Source organism: Pseudomonas sp. MMS21 TM103 (assembly GCF_022132145.1).
Taxonomy (GTDB): Bacteria; Pseudomonadota; Gammaproteobacteria; order Pseudomonadales; family Pseudomonadaceae; genus Aquipseudomonas.
Genome location: NZ_JAJISP010000001.1, coordinates 354,557 through 375,601, shown reverse-complemented (window position 1 = coordinate 375,601; position 21,045 = coordinate 354,557). Strand labels below are relative to the sequence as shown.

16 protein-coding genes are annotated in these 21,045 nt (G+C 65.0%); 12 read left to right on the top strand and 4 right to left on the bottom strand.

Features of this window, described 5'->3' with window-relative positions; translation table 11 throughout:
* Window positions 1–213: 213 nt before the first annotated feature.
* From LJY18_RS22555 to LJY18_RS01740, 5 genes are all read left to right on the top strand, one after another.
* A complete protein-coding gene (locus tag LJY18_RS22555; RefSeq protein ID WP_330872705.1) occupies window positions 214–399 on the top strand; it encodes a prepilin-type N-terminal cleavage/methylation domain-containing protein in 186 nt (61 codons plus the stop codon).
* Between the two features lie 22 nt (window positions 400–421).
* Window positions 422–859, top strand: a complete 438-nt coding sequence (locus LJY18_RS01755) for a hypothetical protein (protein ID WP_238040014.1) — start codon at window positions 422–424, stop codon at window positions 857–859.
* Window positions 860–1,110: 251 nt separating this feature from the next.
* Complete coding sequence (locus LJY18_RS01750) at window positions 1,111–1,920, top strand: ABC transporter permease (RefSeq protein WP_238040013.1); 810 nt, start codon at window positions 1,111–1,113, stop codon at window positions 1,918–1,920.
* 2 nt (window positions 1,921–1,922) lie between these two features.
* Complete coding sequence (locus LJY18_RS01745; protein WP_238040012.1) at window positions 1,923–2,762, top strand: hypothetical protein; 840 nt, start codon at window positions 1,923–1,925, stop codon at window positions 2,760–2,762.
* Window positions 2,759–3,700 (top strand): ABC transporter ATP-binding protein, encoded by a 942-nt coding sequence (locus LJY18_RS01740; RefSeq protein WP_238040011.1) that lies wholly within the window; start codon window positions 2,759–2,761, stop codon window positions 3,698–3,700. The genes LJY18_RS01745 and LJY18_RS01740 overlap by 4 nt, the downstream gene beginning before the upstream one ends.
* A 144-nt stretch (window positions 3,701–3,844) precedes the next feature.
* On the opposite strand, the gene nadC is transcribed toward LJY18_RS01740, so the two are convergent.
* The gene (gene nadC, locus LJY18_RS01735; protein ID WP_238040010.1) at window positions 3,845–4,693 is read right to left on the bottom strand and encodes a carboxylating nicotinate-nucleotide diphosphorylase; all 849 of its coding nucleotides are present in this window, start codon (window positions 4,691–4,693) and stop codon (window positions 3,845–3,847) included.
* 384 nt (window positions 4,694–5,077) lie between these two features.
* Here nadC and LJY18_RS01730 point away from each other — a divergent pair, with 384 nt between their 5' ends.
* The 4 genes from LJY18_RS01730 (at window position 5,078) to LJY18_RS01715 (ending at window position 11,663) form a co-directional block, all read left to right on the top strand.
* Window positions 5,078–7,372, top strand: a complete 2,295-nt coding sequence (locus LJY18_RS01730) for a DUF1631 domain-containing protein (RefSeq protein ID WP_238040009.1) — start codon at window positions 5,078–5,080, stop codon at window positions 7,370–7,372.
* Between the two features lie 352 nt (window positions 7,373–7,724).
* Window positions 7,725–8,288: a 1,6-anhydro-N-acetylmuramyl-L-alanine amidase AmpD gene (gene ampD, locus LJY18_RS01725; protein ID WP_238040008.1), complete on the top strand. Its 564-nt coding sequence runs from the start codon at window positions 7,725–7,727 to the stop codon at window positions 8,286–8,288.
* Entirely contained in the window at window positions 8,285–9,121 is an 837-nt protein-coding gene (ampE, locus tag LJY18_RS01720) for a regulatory signaling modulator protein AmpE (protein ID WP_238040007.1), read from the top strand. The genes ampD and ampE overlap by 4 nt, the downstream gene beginning before the upstream one ends.
* A gap of 511 nt (window positions 9,122–9,632) precedes the next feature.
* Window positions 9,633–11,663 (top strand): methyl-accepting chemotaxis protein, encoded by a 2,031-nt coding sequence (locus LJY18_RS01715; protein WP_238040006.1) that lies wholly within the window; start codon window positions 9,633–9,635, stop codon window positions 11,661–11,663.
* 265 nt (window positions 11,664–11,928) lie between these two features.
* Here the strand turns inward: LJY18_RS01715 and LJY18_RS01710 are convergent, their stop codons facing one another.
* Together LJY18_RS01710 and cra are read right to left on the bottom strand one after the other, a co-directional pair.
* A complete protein-coding gene (locus LJY18_RS01710; RefSeq protein ID WP_238040005.1) occupies window positions 11,929–12,708 on the bottom strand; it encodes a TatD family hydrolase in 780 nt (259 codons plus the stop codon).
* Window positions 12,709–12,853: 145 nt separating this feature from the next.
* Window positions 12,854–13,849 carry a catabolite repressor/activator gene (cra, locus tag LJY18_RS01705; protein ID WP_238040004.1) on the bottom strand — a complete coding sequence of 332 codons (996 nt, stop codon included), beginning with the start codon at window positions 13,847–13,849 and terminating at the stop codon, window positions 12,854–12,856.
* Between the two features lie 167 nt (window positions 13,850–14,016).
* Between cra and ptsP the strand changes: the two genes are divergently transcribed.
* The 3 genes from ptsP to LJY18_RS01690 are packed head-to-tail and all read left to right on the top strand — an operon-like array spanning window position 14,017 to window position 19,586.
* On the top strand, window positions 14,017–16,896 hold the full coding sequence (ptsP, locus tag LJY18_RS01700; protein ID WP_238040003.1) for a phosphoenolpyruvate--protein phosphotransferase: 2,880 nt from the start codon (window positions 14,017–14,019) through the stop codon (window positions 16,894–16,896).
* Window positions 16,896–17,831 carry a 1-phosphofructokinase gene (gene pfkB / locus LJY18_RS01695; RefSeq protein ID WP_238040002.1) on the top strand — a complete coding sequence of 312 codons (936 nt, stop codon included), beginning with the start codon at window positions 16,896–16,898 and terminating at the stop codon, window positions 17,829–17,831. The genes ptsP and pfkB overlap by 1 nt, the downstream gene beginning before the upstream one ends.
* A gap of 21 nt (window positions 17,832–17,852) precedes the next feature.
* Window positions 17,853–19,586 carry a fructose-specific PTS transporter subunit EIIC gene (locus LJY18_RS01690; protein ID WP_238040001.1) on the top strand — a complete coding sequence of 578 codons (1,734 nt, stop codon included), beginning with the start codon at window positions 17,853–17,855 and terminating at the stop codon, window positions 19,584–19,586.
* A gap of 30 nt (window positions 19,587–19,616) precedes the next feature.
* On the opposite strand, the gene LJY18_RS01685 is transcribed toward LJY18_RS01690, so the two are convergent.
* Entirely contained in the window at window positions 19,617–20,960 is a 1,344-nt protein-coding gene (locus LJY18_RS01685) for a chloride channel protein (protein WP_238040000.1), read from the bottom strand.
* Window positions 20,961–21,045 lie beyond the last annotated feature (85 nt).

Below are 21,045 nucleotides of genomic sequence, written 5' to 3'. Positions count from 1 at the left end.
GGGGGCGGATGCTGCTGACTTATAGCCTAATCGCGCGCCAAGCCCAAGCGCGGCAGTCGTGCCTGACAAAAAACGTCAGTTGTTGCCGCTTGGGGGCGGGCAGTTTGTGGCGGGTGGCAGTCAATCCCTTGTGCAGCGAGTATTGTCGAGTTGGCACGCCATCTGCTTTACCCCTGTCAGGTCGCTGACCTTAACCACACCAGGAGCTTGTCCATGAAGTCTCTCAAGAAGCAAAAAGGTTTTACCCTGATCGAGCTGATGATCGTGATCGCGATTATCGGTATTCTCGCTGCCATCGCCATTCCGCAGTTCAACGAATACCGCGCCAAGGCCAACGATACGTCCGCAGTAGCCGATGCCAAGAACGGTATCACTGCTGTCATTTCGTCGCTGCGCTAATAGGCATTCTGGAGATATGGAAATGAAAAAAGTTACTTTGTTGCTAGTGGGCCTGATGGCATCCGGCATGGCTTCGGCTGTACAGCTTGCGGCTTCGGGGGCTGTTCGTATTGCTGATTGTGCTCTGTTGAATGAGGACGTCGCTATAAACGTGAGTACTGGGGTTGCGGCGGGCGTGTCTTGTAATGCCCGCGCTATTGCGGTCACCGCTTGTCATACTGCCGGCCGAACAACTCAGCGCTCTGTTCCTGTTTGCATTGACGCAGATAACAACGTGGATACTGGTGTTGGTGGTCTTGAGGATTGCACAACTACTGCTCCTGCAGTAACAACTGGGCCGGCTTATGCTTCTGCGACCACTTTGGCGGGCACTGTCACTTCGCAATATCCGGGCGGTGCGGCCTGCACTGCTGCCCTTGCTGAAGCTCGCGCAACTGCTAACTTGCCTGCCGTACAGTAATTATCTAATGTCCTGATGATGAGGGAGAGGTAACTCTCCCTTTTTACTTGGTGTTATTCGAGCTGGCTTCCTTATCGAGCAATTTTCGGTATTGATGAGCTAGGCACTGGGAGTGCTGGAGGTGCATCCGTTTTTCGCAATCTGATTGCTCTCTGCTTAAATAATTAATGCTTATTTTTTTCAACTTGCTCGACGAATAGCCCCTCGGGTTATGTCGATTTTTATTTCATTCAGATTTTGTCCTGTCTAATATGCCTATTTTCCGAGATTTTCTGACTGCACTGCGGTTGGCGTTCAAGGCAAAATTCCTCTGGATGGCCGCTGGTGTGGTGTTGGTGGTGGCGGTGGCCACGCTTTTATCCTCCTATTTCGGCGCCCGCCAACCGGCGACTGTGGCGCTAGATGTGGGCTTCTCGACCATTCGTTTGCTGGTGCCGCTGCTGATCGTGCTGCTGGTGCAGGAGCTGCTGTCGCGCGAGTTCGATAAGCGCTATTACCTCAACTCGCTGACCTATCCGCGCGGGCGGCGCAGCTTGCTGCTCGGCCGTTTTGCCGCGCTGCTGGCGCTGCTGCTGGGCCTGCTGCTGGCCTTGGGCCTGTTGCAGATTGTGCTGGTAGGCTTAATTGGTGGTGTTTACCCCCAAGCCACCCCGGTGGCCATGGGGCAGCCCTATCTGATCGTGATCGCCTTTATGGCCCTCGACCTGCTGGTGCTGGCGGCGCTGGCGACCCTGCTGGCGGTAGTCGCCTCGACCCCGAGCTTCGTCCTGATCGGCACCTTCGGCTTTATGCTGGTGGCGCGCTCCTATGGCGCCATTATCGAACTGCTTGGCAGTCAGGCAGGACTGGTGAGCAATACCGAGGGCTATCGCGCCAGCCTCGGCGTGCTGGGTTATCTGTTGCCGGATCTCGGTGCGCTGGATCTGCGCATGCTGGCGCTCTACGGCCAGCCGGAATTCCTCCCCGCCGACTGGCCCTGGTTACTTCTGAGTAATCTGGCCTACGCCTTCGCCCTGCTGACGCTGGCGGTCTGGGCGCTGCAACGCAAGCGTTTCGCCTGATCATGCCTAGCCATCGTTACTGGCCCTTGTTGCTGGCGCTGCTGGGTTTTGCCCTGTTCTCCGCCGCCTCGCAGTGGCGCGCCCACACGCCTGCGCCTGTGCCGCCGGTGATCGAAGGCCGCGTGGTCATCGCCGCGCCGGTGTTGCTGGTGTTGTTCGGCGGCGACCGCTTTCTCGCGGCCAGCCTGGAAACCATGCGCCTGGCCGCCACCGGGGTGGACTGGGGGCAGGCTGATACCGGCTATCTGGTGCGTGCCCAGCAGGTGGTGGCCGAACTCAACCCCTGTCATGAAGACAACTATTACCTGGCCAACGGCCTGCTCACCTGGGGTGGCGCGGATCGCGAAGGTACCGAGGTGTTGCGTAGGGCCATGCAGTGTCGCTTCTGGGATGAGCTGCCTGCCTTCTTTTATGGCTTCAACCAGGCGTTCTTTAACAAGGATATTGCCGAGGCCAGCCGTGCGCTAGAACTGGCGGCACAGCGGGCGACCGGCAATGCCGCCGGCTTTCGTAAGCTGGCAGTGATGCTGCGGGCGGAAACCTTCGCCGATGAACAACTGGCCCTGGATTACCTGGCCCAACAGCGCGACGCCGCCAGCGACCCCAAGCTGCGCGACATGCTGGACAAACGTGTCGTTCGCCTGCAAGGTCTGGTCGCCCTGCGCGAGGCGCAACGTCGCTTCGAGGCGAAAAACGGTGCGCTGGTCAGGCTTGAACAACTGGTTGAAGTCGGACTATTGCCGGCCTTGCCGGATGACCCGCTCAGGCTCGGCTACGAATTGCGCGAGGGGCGCATCATCTTGAAGAAAATGAAGATCGCCGGTATGGAGGATCAGTCGTGAGTGCTGCACTGGAATTTCATGGCGTCAGCCAGACCTTTCGCGTCAAGGGCAAGGCGGTGCAGGCGCTGCGCGATGTCAGTCTCAGGGTGACCGAGGGCGAGGTGTTCGGCTTCGTCGGGCCCAATGGCGCCGGCAAGTCCACCACCATCAAGGTGATGCTCGACCTGATCAACGACTATTCGGGGCATGTGACGCTCTACGGCACCTCCTCGCGCGATCCGAAATCGCGTGAAGGCATCGCCTACGTGCCGGAAACTCCGGCGCTGTACGAGCAGTTCACCCCGCTGGAAGTTCTGCGTATGGCCCTGTCGATGTACGGCATTCGTCGTCGCGATGAGAAGGCCTGGTGTATGAGCTGGCTGGAGCGCTTTTCGGTGGCGGAGAATGCCAGTCGGCGTATCCGCGAGCTGTCCAAGGGCAATGTGCAGCGCGTCGCCCTGGCCCATGCCATGGTCGTGCAGCCCAAGCTATTGGTGCTTGATGAGCCGCTGTCCGGCCTCGATCCGGTCGGGCGCAAAGACGTGGTGGATATCCTCAACGAATACAAGAACCAGGGCGGTGCGATCTTTTTCACCTCCCATGTGCTGCACGACGTCGAACGCATCGCCGACCGCTTCGGCTTTATCAACAAGGGCGAACTGCTGACTGTGCGTTCGCCGCGCGAACTGGCGGCCGAGCGCGCGGATTACATGCTGGTGCGCTTCAATGCTGAACACGCCATCGCCCCCGGCACCCGCCAATTGCGCGACGGCGAGTTCGAATGCGAACTGACCCAGGCCGCGCTCCCAGCCTTCATCGTCCAGCTCAATCAGGTCGGCGGCCACCTGCTGACGGTAAAACCGGCGGTATCGCTGGAAAGCGTGTTCTTCAAAATCCTCGACGACGCTGCCCACAAACCCCAGCCCGCCCCAACCCCACCCGAAAAAGCCCCGGCATAACCCGTCCGTGGGGTGTCACTCGCCTCAGGCCGTGGACCGATGGTCGCTCGCCGCGGCGCAAAAGCTGGCGGGCTGTCGCTGCGCTCCGAGCGGAACGCCGCCCGAGTCGCCCGCTAGCAGGGCGCTGCCCTGGCAGTGTCTGAGTTACAGGCTCAGGCGCATCGACAAATCCACTGCTTTGACATCCTTGGTCAGGGTGCCGATCGAGATGTAGTCGACGCCGGTTTCGGCGATGGCGCGCAGGGTGGTTTCATTGATGCCGCCCGAGGCTTCCAGCTTGGAGCGGCCCTGAGTGATGGCGACCGCTTGGCGCATGTCGTCCAGCGACAGTTCGTCGAGCATGACGATGTCGGCGCCGGCGTCGAGGGCTTGTTGCAACTCTTCCAGGCTTTCCACTTCGACTTCCACCGGTTTGCCGGGGGCGATCTTGTGCGCGGCTTGCACGGCTTCGGCGATGCCGCCGCAGGCCGCGATGTGGTTTTCCTTGATTAGGAAGGCGTCGTACAGGCCGATGCGGTGGTTGTGGCAGCCGCCGCAGGTGACGGCGTATTTCTGCGCCAGGCGCAGGCCGGGCAGGGTCTTGCGGGTGTCGAGCAGTTTGACCGCGGTGCCTTGCACCAGGTCGGCGTAATGCTGGCAGCGGGTGGCGACGGCGGACAGGGTCTGCAGGAAGTTCAGGGCGCTGCGCTCGCCGCTGAGCAGGGCGCGGGCCGGGCCTTCGAGGTGGAACAGGGCCTGGTTGGGGCTGACGCGCTCGCCGTCGCGCACCTGCCAATGCACGGCGACACGCGGGTCGAGCCGGCGAAATACTGCGTCGACCCAGGCGGTGCCGCAGATCACGGCAGCTTCGCGGGTGATGATGGTGGCGTGGGCCAGGCGCTCGGCGGGGATCAGCTGGGCAGTGATATCACCGCTACCGATATCCTCGGTCAGCGCGCGACGCACATTGGCCTCGATTTCGGCAGTCAGGTCGGCGAGGGTCAGGTTCGGCATGATGGGCTCCACAGTCAGGGTCGAGCGATTATAGGGATTGCCGAAGGCGGGTGCAGCGAGATTGCTGATTGTGGGTGCTCGGTGGCTTGCTGCGGGCGGGCTCGGCCGGGCGGGGGAGACGCGCAAGGCGACTCAGCATGAGGTGATCATCTGCCTGGATGCGTGCGTCAGTCGGGCGCTGCCCGTGGTTGCGGGGCTGGGGTCGTAGATCTGTGACCTGTGTCATATCTGCAGGAAAAGTCTGCTTGGGGTGTCCCCGAGATACCTATAATCGGTTTAGCTTTATGATTGTTGACGCCATAACCTTGACGCTAGGGATGATGCTCGGTTGGTTGCTGTGCAGATCGATTTGCCCAGGAGGGGGCAATCTGCAGGAGAGTCGCAATGAAGACTGATGCGAATGTGGTGCACCTGAACCAGGTGGCCGCGGAGCAATCGCCCACTTCGCCGGTAGGAAGACTGCCCGTGGCGCTCATTCACCTACGCGACAAGGCTGCGCAGCAGCTCAAACATTCCCTGCAAACCCTGTTCGACAATGCCGACGATACGCTGTTCGAGATGGCGGACCGGGCGGCCAGCAATGGCGAACAGAATGCCTTCTTCGAAGCCATGCGCGATCTGCGTTTGAAGCGCAAGAGTATCGAGCGTGGCTTCCTGCAAAAGGTCTTCGAGCCTTTTGCCACCTTCAATCAATACGAGATCGGCAGGGCGCCGCTGGGGGCTGTCTCGTTCGACAGCCTGGCGTTGGTCCAGCACGACGAGCTGGAAGAGTCCGTGGCGCTGGAGGCCATGATCGCCAAGGTCATGAGCCGCGACAGCATGGGGGTCAGGCACCTGACCACGCGCCTGAATGCCCTAGTCAGCAAGAAGCTCGATGACAAGTCCAACCCGCTCGGCCCCGCGGCGCTCTGTGCGGCCTTTCTCGAGGCGTGCAGCAGCCTGGGGGTGGAGATCAAGGTCAAGCTGATCATCCTCAAGCTGTTTGAAAAATATGTGCTGGCCGACCTCGATCAGCTCTATGCCGAGGCCAATCAGCTGCTGGTCGCAGCCGGGGTGTTGCCGGAACTGCAGTCGGCCCCGGTGCGGCGCAACCCGGATCACTCCCCGGCGGCTGTGCGCGACCCTGCGCACCAGGCGGGCACCGCTGCTGGCGAGCAGACTGGCGACAGCGTGCAGGAAGTATTCGTGGCGCTGCAGGATCTGCTGGCGCAGGTGCGCGGTCGTGCCTTGCCGCGGCGCGAGACGCCGGCCGATGCGGCGCCGATCACCAGCCGCGATCTGCTGCGCCTGCTCTCCCATATGCAGCAGCATGCGCCGGCCCCGGTCAGCGATCAGTTCGATCTGCGCGAGCAGCTCGAACAACTGCTCAGCAGCGCCAGCGCCAGGAGTGGCAAGGCGCGGATGGTCGGCGAGGTCGATGAGGACGTAATCAACCTGGTGTCGATGCTGTTCGAGTTCATCCTCGATGACCGTACCCTGCCGGATTCGCTGAAAGCGCTGATCGCGCGCCTGCAGATTCCGATGCTCAAGGTCGCGGTGCTGGACAAGACCTTCTTCAGTCGTGGCAGTCATCCGGCCCGGCGCTTGCTCAATGAAATTGCCTCGGCGGCTCTGGGCTGGGGTGAGCAGGACGATACGCAGCGCGGCAGCCTGTATCAGAAAATCGAGCAAGTGGTGCAGCGCTTGCTCAACGACTTTGTCGATGATCCGCAGATCTTTGCCGAACTGCTGGCCGACTTCCTCGCGTTCACCGGCAATGAGCGGCGGCGCAGCGAGCTGCTGGAGCAGCGAACTCGCGACGCGGAAGAGGGCAGCGCCAAGGCCGAGCTGGCTCGGCGTCAGGTCGAGTTGGCACTGAATGAGCGCTTGCTGGGCAAGCGCCTGCCCGAGGTGGTGGTGCGCCTGCTGCAGGAAGCGTGGAGCAAGGTGCTGCTGCTGACCTGCCTCAAGCACGGCGTAGACTCGCCCGAGTGGCGGGCGGCGTTAGCGACCATGGACGATCTGGTCTGGAGTGCGCAGCCCCACGAGGATCCGGAGGCGCGTCTGCATCTGCTCCAGCTGGTGCCGGGACTGCTCAAGGCGTTGCGCGAGGGCATGGCCAGCGCGGCGTTCGATCCGTTCTCCACCGGCGAGTTTTTCAGTCAGCTGGAGATTCTGCATGTGCAGGCTTTCCAGCGGTTCAAGCGCGTGATGCCGGCGGCCGAACAGCAGCGGGCCGAAGAGCCGGCAATGCTCGTCAGTGACGCGCATGAGTCTGGTAGTGAACTGGCCACGCTGGAACTGTCGTCAGCGGCAGAGCTGGATGTGCCGGCGATGATCGAGGTGGTCGAGGAGATCGTCCTGCTGGCCCCCGGGCAAAGCGATGCAGGCAAGCCTGAAATCTGCCTGGCAGATGACGACGAAGCCCTGCTGCGGGTTGATAGCTTGCGGGTAGGTAGCTGGGTCGAGTTCCAGGAAGACCCGGAACACAAGCTGCGCTGCAAGCTGGCCGCGGTGATCAAGGCGACTGGCAAGTACATCTTCGTCAACCGCACCGGCATGAAGATCCTGGAAAAAACTCGCATGGGCCTGGCGATCGAGTTCCGCCGCGATGCCATCCGCCTGCTCGACGATGCGTTGCTGTTCGACCGGGCGCTGGAGTCGGTCATCGGTAACCTGCGCAAGCTCAAGGGCGCCTGAAAACCCTCGGTTTCTCTGGCCCTTGCGCCGGGGGCGGTTGCCACATCCCTTGGGGCGCCGGCCTGCGATCCATGGGCGGATTGGTGGAGCTATCCACAACCTGTAGGGTGTACTCGCCGCAGGCAGTGCACCGATAGTTGTTCGGCGCTGCACAACTCCTGGCGGGCTGTCGCTGCGCTCCGAGCGGATCGCTGGCCGAGCCGGCCTACGCCCGAATTGTCGCCGGGCTCCTCTTGCAAGGTAGTCACCGACTCGCGAGGCTGCGGCGCTCGGCAATGTGCATCTGCGCATGACCAGTGCTTGGCCCTGCTACCCGGCTGCTCTAGAGTGGAGGCTCGTTCAAGGAGCCTTTATGCAGCTGGATTTTCGCAGTGGTTGGTGCCAAGGGGTGCGCCACTGCCCATCCCCCAATTTCAATGAGCGCCCGCAGGGTGAGGTTTCCCTGTTGGTGATCCATAACATCAGCCTGCCACCGGGGCAGTTCGGTACCGGCAAGGTGCAGGAGTTTTTCCAGAATCGCCTGATCGTCGATGAGCATCCATACTTTGCCGAGATAGCGACGTTGCGTGTGTCGGCGCATTTCCTGATCGAGCGCGACGGTGCCATCACCCAGTTCGTCTCGTGCAACGAGCGCGCCTGGCATGCCGGGCAGTCATGTTTCGCCGGGCGGGAGAACTGCAACGACTATTCTCTGGGGATCGAGCTGGAAGGCACCGATGAGCAACCCTTCACCGATGCGCAATATGCTGCCTTGGTTGGCCTGACGGCCGAGTTGCAAAGGGTGTATCCGGCGCTCAACCTGGAGCGCATCTGCGGGCACAGCGATATCGCCCCAACCCGCAAGACTGACCCCGGCCCGGCGTTCGATTGGCCGCGCCTGCGCGCCGCACTGATGGATAGGAAGGAGAGATCATGAGTTTTCTGGTGTTGTTGCTGGTGCTATGGGTGGAGAAGTTCTCGGCCTGGCGCAACAAGATTCAGCAGGACGGCCCCTGGTTGCGGCTGTTGGCCTGGTCAGAGCGGCAAGCAGACTTTATCGAGAGCCCCTGGCTGGCGATCGTGATACTGGTGGTTCTGCCGCTGCTGGTGCTGGGGCTGGTGCTGATGCTGCTCGAGCCGCTGGCTTATGGGTGGTTGGCGTTGCCGGTGCACCTGCTGGTGCTGATCTATAGCCTTGGGCGTGGCGATTTGCAGGCGGCGCTCGGGCCGTTTCGCGACAGCTGGCGGCGCGGCGACAGTGAGGCGGCCTATCTGGTCGCCCGGCGTGACCTGGCTCTGGAGGCCGACGAAGAAGGTGTGCTGCTGCAACAGGTGCAAGGTCATCTGGTGTGGCAGGCCTATCAGAGTTTCTTCGCCGTGATCTTCTGGTACGCACTGCTTGGGCCCTTGGCGGCCTTGGCTTATCGGCTGCTGGCTCTGCTGGCCGAACATTCCGAGCAGGAAGTCTTGCGCGAGCGCGCCGTGCAGCTGCGGCATGCCTTCGACTGGATGCCCGTGCGGGCACTGGCGGCGAGTTTCGCCCTGGTCGGCCATTTCGTGGCGGTCAATCGGGCGTTGCTGCATGAATTGTTGAGCTGGGACATCAGCGCCGCACAGCTGGTGATCGACGTCGGGCGCGCGGCCTGCGAGACGCCGGAACCGGTGATCGGCGAAGACGGGGTGCGCAGCCTGGACAGCTTGTGGCAGCTGTTGGTGCGCGCCGCCGTGCTCTGGTACGTCGTATTCGCCCTGTGGGAGCTGTTGTACTGATCGCTCGCGGTCGCGGGCTTTTCTAGGATGTGCCTGAGCGTAGCGATACCCATCGGCGCTCGGGCATCCTCATCGGTCAAATCAGTCCATCGACGCATTAGCTCCGGCGCTCTCCGGCGCGCGGCTGCGCGGGCGTCAGATTTCCCGCAGTTGATCCAGATCGCTGTGTTGGCGATCGCTGCGCTCAGTCTCCGCGGTCGCGTCATTTTATGGCTCGACGGTCAGTCGGCCCCTGTCGGCCAGTGCTCCGCTCCTGCTGAGGATCCAGACCAGAAGATAAGGGGCGCTTAACCTTAAGTTACAGAGTTTGCTGTCGATACCGGGTATACAGGCAGACAGTGCTCGATCGATCAGCCTGGCGGTTGCTCAGGCGGAACTGCCGGCCTGGCATGTTGCGCATTGATCGGGACGCTTCAGGGCGGGCTGCAAGGGATGCAACCATCACCGCGGGAGCCTATTCGCGGTCAACCTTGTAACGCTTCATAACAATAATGAGAACAGGAGACGTCTTGTGAAGACCGTGCTGTATCCGGCCATCGCGCTAATGAATCGCCTCAGCTTCGGCATGAAGTTCAGCTTGATCAGTGTCCTGTTCTTTCTGCCCATGCTGGTCACCAATTTCTATCTGGTACGTGACTCCTATCGCCAGTTCGTCAGTACCCAGGCGGCTCTGGAGAGTATTGACCTGCTCGGTCAGGGGCTGAATTTAAGGCGCGACCTGGAAGACTTCTCCGACCTGGCGGAAATCAACGTGATGATCGGTCAGTCCGGTCAGGCCGGCGATCTCGAGAGTCGTATCACGCGCCTCCACGGCTCCATCGCGGAGCGCCTGCGCGACTTGACGCCGGTGGCGCTCGAGGTCGAGCAGATCGACGAATTCACGGCCAAACGCGATGAAATGATTACCGACCTGGGCGCGGTACAGCGCGAGACGTCGCTGCAAGGCAAAGCAGCCATGGCCGAAAAGCTGTTGGGCCGTTCGCAGGTATTTATCAAGCTGATCGCCGCTCAGGCCGGGCTCAGCCAGGATCGTCAGCGCGAAGTGCGGCAGATGACCGAGCTGATCGTCGGCATCACGCCGCGGGTGGTCTCCGCATTGGGCGAAGGCCGGACGATGGGGGCTGCTTCCCTGGGGCAGGGTTTCCTCAATTCGGGTACCAGTACCAAGTTCGACGATTTGCTGCTGGAGCTGGAAAAACTCCACGCCGAATATGGCTTGAACCTGCAGGAGGCCTTGAGCAGCAGCCCGGCTGCGCGCGCGGCACTGGAAACCTTGGCCACGGCCAGTCAGGCGACCCTGAAGACCAGCGCTGTGCTGTTCGAAGACCAGGTGGTGATTGCCGATACCCTGGATACGCCCTGGACGCAGTTCTATGAAGAAGTCGACGCGGCCATGGGCAAGACCTATGAGCTGAACGATGCGGTGCTGGCTTTCCTCGATCAGCAACTGCAGGAGCGGCTGCAGGAAAACCGTGGGCAGATGGTTCTGTTGGTCGCGGCGCTGGTGCTGGTGTTCCTGTTGATCGGCTACCTCTATGGCGCCTTCTATGTGTCGACCCGCAGCACCTTGAAGAGCCTCGGCGAGGTCATGAATAAGGTCGCCGCCGGCGATATGACGGTCAGTTTCACCGCGCAGAGCAAGGATGAACTGGGCGAGCTGGGGCAAGTGTTCAACGAGACCGTGCGCAAGATCCATGACCTGATCGAGCGGGTTGGCCAAACCGTGGGCGAGGTCGAGCGGCAGGCCGACAGCGTGGAGTTGGTCTCCGGTGAGAGCAACCAGGCGGTCGCCGGGCAGCGTAGCCAGATCGAACAGGTGGCGACGGCGATGAACCAGATGTCTGCCACCGCCCAGGAAGTCGCGCGGAGCGCCGCCGCGGCGGTCGACAGCGCACAGAGTGTGAACCGCGAAACCGTCAGCGGCCGCGCCTTGGTCGCGTCCCAGGTCGGCAGCATTCAGCGCCTGGCCGGTGAGATCGACCAGTCGGTGGCGGTGATCAATCAATTGGCCAGCGACAGCGCCTCGATCAGCCAGGTGCTGGACGTGATCAAGGGCATCGCCGAACAGACCAACCTGTTGGCCCTCAATGCGGCCATCGAGGCGGCGCGGGCCGGCGAACAGGGTCGCGGTTTCGCCGTGGTCGCCGATGAAGTGCGCAACCTGGCCAAGCGCACCCAGCAGTCCACCGAGCAGATCGAGAACATGATCGACAAGCTGCAGGGCGGCGTCGGTGCGGCGGTCAAAGCCATGGGCACCAGCCATCAGATGGCCAGTGGCACGGTCGGCGAGTCGGACAAGGTGCAGCTGGCACTGGAGAACATCCTCGGCGCGGTAGGCATGATCGTCGACCAGAGCCAGCAGATCGCCGCAGCCGCCGAGCAGCAGACTGCGGTGGCACACGATATCGACCAGAACATCGTCGAGATCAACCGCGCCGGCGAACGCACCGCCGCGGGCGCCAGCCAGACCGAGTCGGCCAGCCGCGAGTTGTCCGTACTGGTGTCACGCCTGAAGCAGTTGATCGGCGCGTTCCGCGTCTGAGGGTTGTTGCAGAACCGACAAGGCCCGCCAATTGGCGGGCCTTGTCGTTTACGCCCGCTGTGCAGCACGGCCGGACGGCGTTTCGTTCGGGGGGTAGGGCAGCCTCGGGGCGCAGCGACAGCCCGCCAGCTTTTGTGCCGCGCCGACGAACCATGGTGCACTGCCTGCGGCGAGTACACCCTACGGATCGCTAGCCATCCCGGCTCGGGCGGATTGCTACGAGACGGTAGGGCGGCTTCGGAGCGCAGCGACAACCCGCCAGTTTTTATGCCCAGCCGAACAACTCGGCGGCATTGCGGCTGCTGGCTGCGGCCAGTTGCTCCGGCTCGACATTCATCAGTCGCGCCAGTTCGGTGCAGATTTCCGGCAGGTATTCCGGGCTGTTGCGCTGGTGCGGGTGCATGGACGGAGCCATGTCCGGGGCGTCGGTTTCCAGCACCACGGCCTCCAGCGGCAGGCGCGCCAGGGTCTGCCGCAGGCGCTTGGCCTGGGGCCAGGTCGGCGCGCCGCCGAGGCCGAGTTTGAAGCCCAGCTTGAGGTATTCGCGGGCTTCCTCGTAGCTGCCGGAAAAGGCGTGGATGATCCCGCCGCGCTGGGGCTTGAGCTGCTTCATGGTGGCGATGCTGGCGGCGTGGGCGCGCCGCACGTGCAGCAGGGCTGGCAGTTCGAACTCCAGCGCCAGGCGCAGTTGTGCCTCGAACAGCGTCTGTTGGCGTTCACGGTCGAGCTGTTCGACGAAATAGTCTAGGCCGAACTCGCCCACCGCGCAGAGTTGCCGGTGGCCGGCCAGGCGCTGCAGCCACTCGCGCAGCTCGACCAGGTGCGCGGGGCGGTGCTGGTCCAGATAGACCGGGTGCAGGCCGAAGGCGGCGTACAGGCCGGCATCGCCCTGCACCAGATCCCACAGCCGCTGCCAGTTGCCCTGGTGTACGCCGAGCACCACCAGGCGCTCGACACCCTGGGTACGGCAACGCGCGAGCAGCTCGGCGCGGTCGGCGTCGAAGTCGGGGAAGTCGAGGTGGGTGTGGGTATCGATCAGGCGCATGGGCAAAGCATCGGCGATTTCTCGGCGCTGCGCCAGTCGGCATGCCGCCCGGCCCATGTAGGTGCGGCGGGTAAGCGTGGCCGGGCGGCGTTCCGCTTCAGCCGCCAACCTTTCGAGTTATGGGTGATGCGCCGGCCATCGCTTGTTACAACGCGCGGCGGATCTTGAGCAGGCGTGGGATGGCTTCGATACCGGGCTGGTAGTCATCCTGCTCGATGGCGCGCAGGGCCAGATCGAGGACGCGGTCGGCTATGTGGGCATGTTGCTGGACTATGACGTTGACCCGCAGCGGCAGGAAATCCAGCAACTGGGTGTCGCCGAAGGTGGCCAGGCGCAGACCCTCGACGCCCGGCCCCGACTGTTCCTGCAAGGCATCGAAGACCCCTTCGAGCAGGACGTAGGCGGTGGTGATCAGCGCATCCGGCAGGTCGGCGGGGTTGTCCAGCAGGGTGCGCATCTGCCGGTACCCACAGGCGCGGTTGAATTGTTCGGCATGGCTGACGCTGACAGTGCCGCCGAAATCGTTCAGAGCCTGACGAAAGCCACGTTCGCGGGCCTGGCTGATCGGCAGCTCCGGGCGTGCGCCGATCAGGGCGATATGCCGCGGTGGTGGGCTGAGCAGGCTGGCGGTGAGCAAGGCGCCGGCCTGCTGGTCATCGCTGACCACTGAGCAGATGTGCGCGGGATCGAGGGCGCGGTCGACCGCGATCACCGGCACGCCGGCAGCCAGCAGGCGCAGATAGGCCGGCTCGTCCTGCGGCAGGCAACTGGCGACGATCAGCGCGTCGCAGCGGCGCGAGCGAAACAGTTCGAGCAGCTGGCGCTCGCTGCCCGGGTCGTCATCGGAGCTGGCGATCAGCAATTGGTAGCCGGCGGCGCGGGCGCGCTGCTCGAGCAACTTGGCCAGGCGCGCGTAACTGGGGTTCTCCAGATCCGGCAGGATAAACCCCAGGCAGCGACTCTGCCCGCGGCGCAGGCCGGCGGCTTGCTGGTCGGGACGGTAGCCGTGGCGTTCGACCACTTCCAGCACCCGCGCCACGGTGGCGGCGCTGATCCGCCGCTTGTCGGCCTGGCCGTTGATGACGTAACTGGCGGTGGTCACGGAAACCTGGGCCAGGCGGGCGATATCGCTGAGTTTCAAGGTGGAGTCCTGGGTGGGATGACGACCGGGCTTCAAGGATCGCCGATTATCAGGTAACGTGCCAGTCGTTAGGTGAAACGATTCAGCAAGTCGCCAGAGTGACTAGTCTTTGCGAGTAGTCGGGGCTTCAGGCTAGCGCCGCCGTCAGTTGCCAGAGGATATCTTCAATGCTCGAGTTGAATGTCACGCAGATCCAGATGGGCCGTAGCGCCCCGGATAAACCGACGGCGCTGGCGCTGCTGGCCGATCGCCTGGTGCACGATGACTTGGTCGCGCCCGGCTATCTCGCCGGGATGCAGGCGCGTGAAGCGCAGGGTTCGACCTACCTGGGCCAGGGCATTGCGATTCCCCATGGCACGCCAGAAACCCGCGATCAGGTGCATTGCACCGGGGTGCGCCTGATCCAGTTCCCCGACGGGGTGGACTGGGGTAATGGGCAGATGGTCTACCTGGCGATTGCCATCGCCGCCCGCTCGGATGAGCACCTGCGCCTGCTGCAACTGCTGACCCGCGCCCTGGGCGAAGGCGATCTCGGCCCCGCGTTGCGCGAGGCACAGACGCCCGAGGCGATAGTCGCGCTGCTGCAGGGCGCGCCGCAGGAACTGGCGCTGGACAGTCAACTGATCGGCCTGGGCGTGGCGGTCGAGGATTTCGACGAGTTGCTCTGGCAGGGCGCGCGGCTGCTGAAGAAGGCCGGTTGCGCCGAGTCGGGCTTCGCCAACAGCCTGGCCCAGGGCCAGCCGCTGCCGCTGGGCAATGGCCTGTGGTGGTTGCACAGCGATCAGGCGGTGCTCAGTCCCGGTCTGGCGTTCGTCACCCCGGCGCAGCCGCTCGACTACCGGGGCCAGCCATTGACCGGCCTGTTCTGCCTGGCCAGCCTGGGTGAGGCGCACCGGCAGTTGCTCGAGCGTTTGTGCGATCTGCTGATCGAGGGCCGTGCGGCGGCCTTCAGCCAGGCCACCAGCAGCCGTAGCGTGCTCGAGGCCCTGGGCGGCGAAGTGCCAGCCGACTGGCCGATGCGCTCGGTGGTCCTGGCCAATACCCATGGTTTGCATGCCCGCCCGGCCAAGGCCTTGAGCGAAATTGCCCTGGCCTTTGCCGGCGAGGTGCGGGTGCGCCTGGCTGGCGAGGCGGGCGCCGGGGTCTCGGTCAAGAGCCTGAGCAAGCTGCTGGGACTGGGCGCGCGGCGTGGTCAGGCGCTGGAGTTCAGCGCCGAACCGGCAATCGCCGACGAGGTCCTGTCGGCCCTGGAAGCGGCCGTACTGGCCGGTCTCGGCGAAAGCCTCGAGCCCTTGCCGCTGGCCGAGCCGAGTTTGCCGGCCGCCAGCGTTGCGCCGGTGCTCAGCGCGGAGCCCACGCTGCCAGCACCGGCTGCCGGCGCGCGCCTGCAGGCGGTTGCCGCCGCGCCTGGTATCGCCATCGGTCCGGCTTTGGTGCGGGTGCCGCCGGTGCTCGATTATCCGCAACAAGGCCAGGGTGCGACCCTGGAGCAGCAGCGCTTGAATGCGGCGCTGGAACAGGTCGGCGCCGACATTCAGCGCCTGGTCGAGGCCACGGCCGAGGCCAATATCCGCGAGATATTCATCACCCATCAGGCGATGCTGCGCGACCCGGCCCTGGCCGAGGACGTGGCCGCGCGTCTGAACCAGGGGCTCAGCGCCGAGGCGGCCTGGGCTGGCGAGATCGAGGCGGCGGCGACCCAGCAGGAAGCCTTGCATGATGCGCTGCTGGCCGAGCGCGCGGCCGATCTGCGGGACATCGGCCGCCGCGTGCTGGCCAGGCTGTGTGGCGTCGAGGCGCAGCAGGAACCGGATGAACCCTACATCCTGGTGATGGACGAAGTGGCACCTTCGGATGTCGCCAGCCTCAATCGCCAGCGCGTCGCCGGCATCCTCACCGCTCGCGGCGGCGCCACCGCGCACAGTGCGATCATCGCCCGCGCGCTGGGCATCCCGGCGGTAGTGGGTGCTGGCGCGGCGGTCCTGGGGTTGGCCCAGGGCACTGTACTGTTGCTCGATGGCGATCACGGCCTGCTTCGCGTGGCGCCCGATCAGCCGACCCTGGCGCAGGCGTTGCGCCAGCGCGAGGCCAGCGAAGCCCGCCGCGAACGCGCCCATGCCGAACGCATGCAGCCAGCGGTGACCCGCGACGGCCATCGCCTGGAAGTGGCGGCCAATATCGGTGCCAGTGGTGAGACCGCCGCAGCGGTCGAGTTGGGGGGCGAAGCGGTGGGTCTGCTGCGCACCGAACTGGTGTTCATGGATCATGCCCAGGCGCCAAACCAGGCGACCCAGGAAGCCGAGTACCGGCGCGTGCTCGATGCCCTCGACGGGCGACCGCTGGTGGTGCGCACCCTGGATGTCGGCGGCGACAAGCCGCTGCCTTACTGGCCGATGCCGGCGGAAGTGAACCCCTTCCTCGGCGTGCGTGGCATCCGCCTCAGCCTGCAGCGCCCGGAGATCCTGGAAACCCAGTTGCGCGCCTTGCTCGCCGCTGCCGATGGCCGGCCGCTGCGGATCATGTTTCCGATGGTCTGCTGCGTCGAGGAGTGGCGCACCGCGCGCGACATGGCGCTGCGCTTGCGCGAAGAGATTCCGCTGGCCGACCTGCAGCTGGGGATCATGGTCGAGGTGCCTTCGGCGGCGCTGCTGGCACCGGTGCTGGCGCGCGAGGTGGACTTCTTCAGCATCGGCACCAACGACCTGACCCAGTACACTCTGGCCATCGACCGCGACCACCCGACCCTGTCGGCCCAGGCCGATGGCCTGCATCCAGCGGTGCTGCGCCTGATCGGCATGACCGTCGAGGCCGCCCACGCCCAAGGCAAGTGGGTCGGGGTGTGCGGTGAGCTGGCCTGCGACATGCTCGCGGTGCCCCTGCTGGTCGGCCTGGGGGTGGACGAGTTGAGCGTCTCGGCGCGCAGCATCGCCCTGGTCAAGGCGCGGGTGCGTGAGCTGGATTTCAGCCAGAGCCAGCTGCTGGCCCGGCAGGCCCTCGGCCTGGACAGCGCCGCGGCTGTGCGCGCCCTGGTCGAGGAGATCGGCTGATGGCGCGTATTCTGAGCCTGACCCTGAACCCGGCGCTGGACCTGACCGTGTCGCTCGTGGCCTTGCAGCCCGGCACCGTCAATCGCAGCCTGGGGCTGCACACTCACGCCGCCGGCAAGGGCCTGAACGTGGCCCAGGTGCTGGCCGACCTGGGTCACAAGGTCACGGTCAGCGGTTTTCTCGGCCAGGCCAACACCGCGCCTTTCGAGGCCTTGTTCGCGCGCCGCGGTTTCGTCGACGCCTTCGTCCGCGTGCCCGGCGAAACCCGCAGCAATATCAAACTGGCCGAGCACAGCGGGCGGATCACCGACCTTAATGGTCCGGGGCCGCAGGTCGAGGCGGCGCATCAGGCCGAGTTGCTCGAGGAGTTGGAGCAGATCGTGGCCGGTCACGATGCCATCGTGGTCGCCGGCAGCCTGCCGCAGGGTGTCAGCCCGGCATGGTTCGGCGGCCTGCTGCGCCAGCTGCAGGCATTCGGCCTGCCGCTGGCGCTGGACAGCAGTGGCGCCGCGTTGCGCGTCGGGCTTGGCGTGTCGCCCTGGCTGATCAAACCCAACGAGGAGGAACTGGCCGAGGCCTGCGCGGTGTCGGTGTCCTCGGCGGCCGAGTTGCGGGCCGCGGCGCTGCGCCTGCGTGCCTCCGGCGTGGAGCATGTGCTGCTCTCGCGCGGCGCCGAGGGCGTCTACTGGTTCGGTCCGGACATTGCGCTGCAGGCGCGGCCGCCGCGGGTCGAGGTGGTCAGTACGGTGGGCGCCGGCGACTCGCTGCTGGCCGCCACCCTGCACGGCCTGCTGAGTGGCTGGCCGGCCGAACGCACCTTGCGCCTGGCCACTGCGATCGCCGCCCAGGCGGTCACCCAGCTCGGTTTCGGAATTCACGACAGGGACCAACTGGCACGCCTGGAAGCGGGCGTGGCTGTCGCGTCCCTGGATTAAAACAATAATGAGGTCATTGCCATGAATCTGCTGATCGTCACCGCCTGCCCCAATGGCATGGTTACCAGCGTGCTCTGCTCACGTTTACTGGAAGCCGCCGCCCAGCGTCTGGGCTGGACGAGCCGGGTCGAGGTCCACGACCCCAAGGCGATAGGTTCGCCGCTGAGCGATGCCGACATCGCCGCCGCCGAACTGGTGGTGGTGGTCAAGACCGGCGAGCTGTCGCTGCAACGTTTCGTCGGCAAACGCCTGGTGCAATCCACGCCGGCCGAAGCGCTGGTCGACCCGCAGCAGTTCCTGCTCGCCGCCGCCGAATGCGCCGAGATCCTGCAGCAGGATGCGCCGGCACTCGCCGAGGCGCCGGCCCGGCCACGCCTGGTCGCGGTGACCGCCTGCCCGACCGGGGTGGCGCACACCTTCATGGCTGCCGAGGCCCTGCAGCAGGCCGCCGAGCAGCTCGGCTACCAGTTGCAGGTGGAAACCCGCGGCTCGGTGGGTGCGCGCAACGTGCTGGATGACGCCGCCATCGCCGCCGCCGATGTGGTGCTGCTGGCCACCGATATCGAGGTGGACACCGCCCGCTTCGCCGGCAAGAAGGTCTTTCGCTGCGGCACCGGGGTGGCCCTCAAGCAGCCCCGGCAGACCCTCGAACGGGCCCTGCTCGAAGCACAACCCCTGGCCGCTGGCGGCAGCGCCGAAGCCGCGCAGTCCGGTCCCGCGGCACAGGGCGGGGCCTACAAGCATCTGCTCACCGGGGTGTCCTTCATGTTGCCGATGGTGGTGGCTGGCGGCCTGATGATCGCCCTGTCGTTCGTCTTCGGCATCGAGGCGTTCAAGCAGGAGGGCAGCCTGGCCGCCGCGTTGATGCAGATCGGTGGCGAGGCTGCGTTCAAATTGATGGTGCCGGTGCTGGCCGGCTACATCGCCTATTCGATCGCCGACCGTCCCGGCCTGGCGCCGGGGATGATCGGCGGCCTGCTCGCCAGCTCGCTGGGCGCGGGCTTCATCGGCGGCATCATCGCCGGCTTCCTCGCCGGCTATGCGGCCAAGGCCATCGCCCGCTGGGTGCAATTACCGGCCAGCGTCGAGGCGCTGAAACCGATTCTGATCATCCCGCTGCTGGCCAGCCTGTTTACCGGCCTGGTGATGATCTATGTGGTCGGCAAGCCGGTGGCGGGCATGCTGGTCGGCTTGACCAGCTTTCTCGACAGCATGGGCAGCACCAACGCCATCCTGCTTGGCCTGCTGCTCGGCGGCATGATGTGCGTCGACCTCGGCGGGCCGATCAACAAGGCCGCCTACGCCTTCTCCGTCGGCCTGCTGGCGTCGCAGAGCTACGCGCCCATGGCCGCGGTGATGGCCGCCGGCATGGTGCCGCCGATCGGCATGGCCATCTCCACTGTTATCGCCCGGCACAAGTTCGCCCAGAGCGAACGTGAAGCCGGCAAGGCCGCCGGGGTGCTGGGGCTGTGCTTCATCTCCGAAGGGGCGATTCCCTTCGCGGCCAAGGACCCGTTCCGGGTGATTCCGGCGAGCATCGCCGGCGGCGCCCTGACCGGTGCGCTGTCGATGTACTTCGGCTGCAAGCTGATGGCACCGCACGGCGGCCTGTTCGTGCTGCTGATCCCCAATGCGATCAATCACGCGCTGCTCTATCTGCTGGCGATAGTCGCCGGCAGCCTGCTGACCGGGGTGGTGTATGCGTTGATCAAGCGGGGCGAGGTGCAGCCGCTGCTCGCCGATGCGGTGGCCTGAGGCGAAAGCCCCTCTGGCGCGCTCACCGGCTTATTTGGATTTTTCTCGCAGCGGCGCGATGCTGTCCAGCAACTGATCGGCGAAGGCGCGGTACAGCGCCACCGGCGAGATGCGTGCGGAGATGCTGCTGGCCAGCAGGCTGGCGGCGAGAATCGGCAGGGCCATGTCCTGGCTGTGCGACAGCTCGATGGTGATCACCGTGGCGGTCAGTGGCGTGCGGGTCACGCCGGCCAGGTAGGCGGCCATGCCAAGCAGGCCGGCGGTCTGCAGGTCGATCCCGGGAATCCAGTCGACCAGCCAGGGCGCCATGCCGGCACCGACCGCCAGCGACGGCGAGAACAGGCCGCCGGGAATCCCGGCCAGGTAGGACACCACGTTGGCCAGGAACTTCCACAGGATGAACAGGGCGTCGGTCTGCGGCTCGCCTTCGAGCAGGGCGCGGGTCTCGGCATAGCCGGTGCCGAACACGTGCTGGCCGGAAATCACCCCGAGCACCACCAGGACCAGACCGCAGGCCGCGGCGAACAGCACCGGGCGGCGCGCCCGCCAGGCGCCGAGCACAGCTAGCGGACCGCGCCTGGCCGGCAGCACCAGGCGGCAATAGAGGCCGCCGAGCACGCCGCCGAGCAGGCCGCAGACCAGCACCGCCAGCCAGGCGCGGCTCAGTGGCAGCTCGGCGCTGAGCTCGCCGAAGTAGCTGTAGTGGCCCATCAGGCCGAGGGTGACCATGCCGCCGATCAGCACCGCCATCAGGATCAGGCCGTTGAAGTTCTGCTCCATGCGGTGGCTGAGCTCCTCGATGGCGAACACCACCCCGGCCAGCGGGGTGTTGAAGGCGGCGGCGATGCCGGCGGCGCCACCGGCCATGATCAGCCCGGACAGTGCATGGCGACCATGCAGGCCGAGGCGCCGACCGAAGTTATACATCAGTGCCGCGCCCACGTGCACGGTCGGGCCTTCGCGGCCGACCGAGGCGCCGCAGAGCAGTGCCACCACCGTCAGCAGCATCTTGGCGACGGCCACCGGCACGGCCAGCAGCTGGTTGCGCAGGCGCGTCGAGGGTTGCTCCAGGCAGGCGATTACCTGCGGGATGCCGCTGCCCTTGGCCTCCTTCAGCCAGCCCTGGGTCAGCCAGGCGAGCAGGGCGAAGCCCAGCGGGGTAACCAGCCAGGGCCAGTAGACACTCTGCTCCAGCAGCCATTCGAACTGCTCGAAGGCATGGTCGGCCAGCCAGGCGAAGGCCAGGGCGATCAAGCCAACCAGCAAGGCGCCGATCCAGAAAGCCGCACGCTGACGCAGGCTGCGCAACCGCCGGCGGCGCTCACGCAGGCGCTGGGTGGGGGTCGGGGCAATAGGTGGAGAGGGGGTTTCCATGGTTTCCCCGGATAGCAGGCGCTCTGGGATGGTCAGTGTAGCGCGCCGAACGCCAGCACGGGCCGGCAGGGGGATGTGCGTAAAC

What these genes read in the sequence shown, in the direction of transcription:
- LJY18_RS22555 (WP_330872705.1), top strand. Translation starts at nt 214, where the DNA reads ATGAAGTCTCTCAAGAAGCAAAAAGGTTTTACCCTGATCGAGCTGATG.
- LJY18_RS01755 (WP_238040014.1), top strand. Translation starts at nt 422, where the DNA reads ATGAAAAAAGTTACTTTGTTGCTAGTGGGCCTGATGGCATCCGGCATG.
- LJY18_RS01750 (WP_238040013.1), top strand. Translation starts at nt 1,111, where the DNA reads ATGCCTATTTTCCGAGATTTTCTGACTGCACTGCGGTTGGCGTTCAAG.
- LJY18_RS01745 (WP_238040012.1), top strand. Translation starts at nt 1,923, where the DNA reads ATGCCTAGCCATCGTTACTGGCCCTTGTTGCTGGCGCTGCTGGGTTTT.
- nadC (WP_238040010.1), bottom strand. Translation starts at nt 4,693, where the DNA reads ATGCCGAACCTGACCCTCGCCGACCTGACTGCCGAAATCGAGGCCAAT.
- LJY18_RS01730 (WP_238040009.1), top strand. Translation starts at nt 5,078, where the DNA reads ATGAAGACTGATGCGAATGTGGTGCACCTGAACCAGGTGGCCGCGGAG.
- ampD (WP_238040008.1), top strand. Translation starts at nt 7,725, where the DNA reads ATGCAGCTGGATTTTCGCAGTGGTTGGTGCCAAGGGGTGCGCCACTGC.
- ampE (WP_238040007.1), top strand. Translation starts at nt 8,285, where the DNA reads ATGAGTTTTCTGGTGTTGTTGCTGGTGCTATGGGTGGAGAAGTTCTCG.
- LJY18_RS01710 (WP_238040005.1), bottom strand. Translation starts at nt 12,708, where the DNA reads ATGCGCCTGATCGATACCCACACCCACCTCGACTTCCCCGACTTCGAC.
- ptsP (WP_238040003.1), top strand. Translation starts at nt 14,017, where the DNA reads ATGCTCGAGTTGAATGTCACGCAGATCCAGATGGGCCGTAGCGCCCCG.
- pfkB (WP_238040002.1), top strand. Translation starts at nt 16,896, where the DNA reads ATGGCGCGTATTCTGAGCCTGACCCTGAACCCGGCGCTGGACCTGACC.
- LJY18_RS01690 (WP_238040001.1), top strand. Translation starts at nt 17,853, where the DNA reads ATGAATCTGCTGATCGTCACCGCCTGCCCCAATGGCATGGTTACCAGC.
- LJY18_RS01685 (WP_238040000.1), bottom strand. Translation starts at nt 20,960, where the DNA reads ATGGAAACCCCCTCTCCACCTATTGCCCCGACCCCCACCCAGCGCCTG.